Raw genomic sequence first — 3,018 nt, forward strand, 5'->3', positions numbered from 1 at the left:
TCGCCCCCAGGAGCCTCCTGGTGCTGGCCACGCTGCTGGGCTGGGTCGGTTTCGAAACCACCCTGCACAACCTGTTCCAGGTAGTGGGCAAGAAGACTGATTTGAAACTCGAGCCCACCCCCAAACCCCCTCGAAAGAAGTCTCGTAGCAAAGGCCCAGCAAAGTAGAGACCGCCTACTCGCGGTACAACTTGGCTGTAGACAGAGTATGGAGCAAAGCTCTCGAGGAAATCGTCCTCACTTTGGCCGCCAGGTCAAGCCAGTAGCATGAACCCCATGCAACTCGGCTACTCCTTCTGCCCCAACGACACCTTCATCTTCTATGCCCTGGCCCATGGCCGGGTAGCTACCCCCTTCCCCATTGCCGAACTGCTGGAGGATGTCGAGACCCTCAACCTCTGGGCCATGCAGGGCAAGCTCCCCCTGACCAAAATCAGCTACGCCGCCTATGGACGCTTGCGCGAGCAATACGTGGCTTTGCGTTCCGGCGGCGCCGTGGGGCGCGGCGTGGGGCCGCTCCTGGTGGCAAAGGGGCCTGTGGATAAGCTTGTGGATAAGCGAATTGCCATCCCGGGCCGTCATACCACTGCCTTCATGCTGCTGTCGCTGTATGGCTCCGGCTTCGTCCCGGTCGAGATGCGCTACGACCAGATTATGCCCAGCGTGGAGCGCGGCGAAGTGGATGCGGGGTTGATCATCCACGAGTCGCGTTTCACCTACCCCCTGCACGGGCTGCAAAAAGTGCTGGATCTGGGCGAGTGGTGGGAAAAACTGACCGGCCTGCCCCTTCCTTTGGGGGCCATTCTGGCCCGACGTGACCTGGGCACCCAGACCATCCGGGCCATAGACCGGGCGGTGCGGGCCAGTCTGGAGTACGCCTGGGCCCACCCCGAAGAGACGGTGGCCTACATCAAACAGCACGCCCAGGAGCTGCAAGACGAGGTGATCTGGGCCCACATCAAGACCTATGTCAATGATTTTTCGCAGGACGTGGGGCCGGAAGGCGAACAAGCCGTCAACGCCTTGTTCAGACGCGGCGAGGCCGCCGGCCTGATTCCTGCGTCCAGCCGGCCCAGCTTTATCTAACCCGTCCCACAATCCGGGCTGGGGTGGCTAGAACCCGAGTCCAACGCGCTTTCCGGGGCCGTTTCAAAATCTGTATTCCCGACTAGGGATACTTCCTGTTTAGACCCGCTAAATTAGAGGCATGATCCCGGAGTTCATCGCCACCCTGTCCCCCGAAGCCAGGGCCGAAGCCGAGCAGGTATTCCGCAGCTTCACTGCCCGGCGTAGCAGCTACGTGTGCTATCCCGAAGACGAGGCCAAAACCTTGTATTTCGTGATGGACGGCTGGGTACGCTTGTTTCAGCTTGGCCCACAAGAGGAAGAGATCACCCTGGTGGTGGTGGGGGGTGGGGACATCTTTGGCGAAGGGGCCTTGCTGCCGGGAGAGCGCTACGGGCTGTTTGCCGAACTGCTGGTGGACTGCGAGCTGCTCTCGGCCTCGAGGGAAGATTTGCTGCGCCTTACCAGCCGCTTCCCTGAAGCCCAGGCTGCTTTCGTGCTGCTGCTTTCGCGCCGGCTGCGCAAAGCCGAAGAACGCTTGCGCGACCTGCGCTTCAAGGAAGTGTTGCCCCGGCTGGCCAAAGCCCTGCTCTCAGCCATGCGCAAGGGCGAGGAAGGGTTGGAGGTGACCCTCTCGCACCAGGATCTGGCCCATCTGGCCGGCTCTACCCGCGAAACCATCACCAAAGTACTAGGAGAGCTGGCTATGGGTGACGCCATCGAGCTGGGCTACCGTCGCATCCTGATCCTCAAGCCCGATGTGCTCAAACGGGTGTCGTTGTAGGACTGGATCCCGCCATCGGCAAAACCGCGACAAGTTACGCTATAGCTGGCCTCCAGGCGATAGAATCCCTTAGCCATGCCCAACGCACTGCGCCAGTTCTTGCCTTTCGGTATTGAAAATCTACCTGCTTTGCTGCACACTCCCAGGAGCGCTCCGCGTGAAGCACTGAGTGCTGGGCTGGTGGCCTACCTCAAACGGTTGGGTGCACCCCCGCAAAGCCTCGAGGCCGCCCGAACACTGGCCCACCCGGGAAGCCGCGCTATCGTGAGCGGTCAACAAGCCGGTCTGCTAACCGGACCAGCCTATACGTTTTACAAAGCCCATGCGGCCATCAAGCTGGCCCACGAACACAGACAACCGGATCAGCCGGTCGTCCCGGTCTTCTGGGTGGCTTCGCAAGACCACGATACCGACGAGGTTTGCAGCATCGAACTGCTGGATTTCGAGGAGCGGGTGCACTCCCTGAGGCTCGAGCTTCCCCCTGCCCACCCCGCCGGACGCATCCCTTTCCATCCGTACTTTGCCGAGGTCTGCACTCTGATTCAGCCCTTTGCCGGGCATCCTGCGATCCGCGAGCGCATCTGCCGGGCCATGTTGGGAAACTGGAGCTATAGCGAGGTTTTTGCCCGTCTGATGCTGGAATTCCTCGGCCCCCACGGGCTGGTGCTCTTCGATCCGATGGCCCCCGAACTGGCCCCTTTGTTTGTGCCCCCCCTGCAGCACGAAATCACCAACCCTCTGGCCTCCTCCGAAGCCGTCAACCGCACCGCGCGGGCCATGAAATTGGCGGGCCTCGAGGTCGTTCTGGGCCGAGGGGAGGCGGCTACCAACCTGTTTTTGGAAGGCTCCGATCGGGTTCGTCGCCTGCTGCGCTTCCGCGCCGGACATTTCGAGGACGGCGAGCAGCGCTATACCCCCGCCGACCTGCGGGCCATCCTGGCCCTTGACCCCGCCCGCATCACCCCTGCGGCGGGCCTCAGGCCGGTGCTACAGGACGCGGTGCTCCCAACAGCAGGCCTGGTGGTTGGGCCAGGTGAACTCAAATACATTGCCGAACTGGGCGGGGTCTATGCTCTGCACGGGCTGGAGCCGCCCGCTGTGATTCGCCGGATGGGGGTGACGGTTCTCGAGCCCCCCATCGAACGCCTGCTGCAAAAATATGGGCTCGAG

Annotated in this window: 3 protein-coding genes; all 3 read left to right on the forward strand. The window is 62.1% G+C overall.

What is annotated here, in order from left to right:
* Positions 1-266 precede the first annotated feature (266 nt).
* A complete protein-coding gene (locus tag Q0288_RS17985; protein WP_299433811.1) occupies positions 267-1,085 on the forward strand; it encodes a 1,4-dihydroxy-6-naphthoate synthase in 819 nt (272 codons plus the stop codon).
* A gap of 121 nt (positions 1,086-1,206) precedes the next feature.
* Positions 1,207-1,848 (forward strand): Crp/Fnr family transcriptional regulator, encoded by a 642-nt coding sequence (locus Q0288_RS17990; RefSeq protein WP_299433813.1) that lies wholly within the window; start codon positions 1,207-1,209, stop codon positions 1,846-1,848.
* Positions 1,849-1,923: 75 nt separating this feature from the next.
* The coding region (bshC, locus tag Q0288_RS17995) for a bacillithiol biosynthesis cysteine-adding enzyme BshC (protein WP_299433815.1) at positions 1,924-3,018 on the forward strand (1,095 nt) is incomplete at its 3' end.

This window comes from uncultured Meiothermus sp. (genome assembly GCF_937863175.1).
In the GTDB taxonomy this organism is placed as follows: domain Bacteria; phylum Deinococcota; class Deinococci; order Deinococcales; family Thermaceae; genus Meiothermus.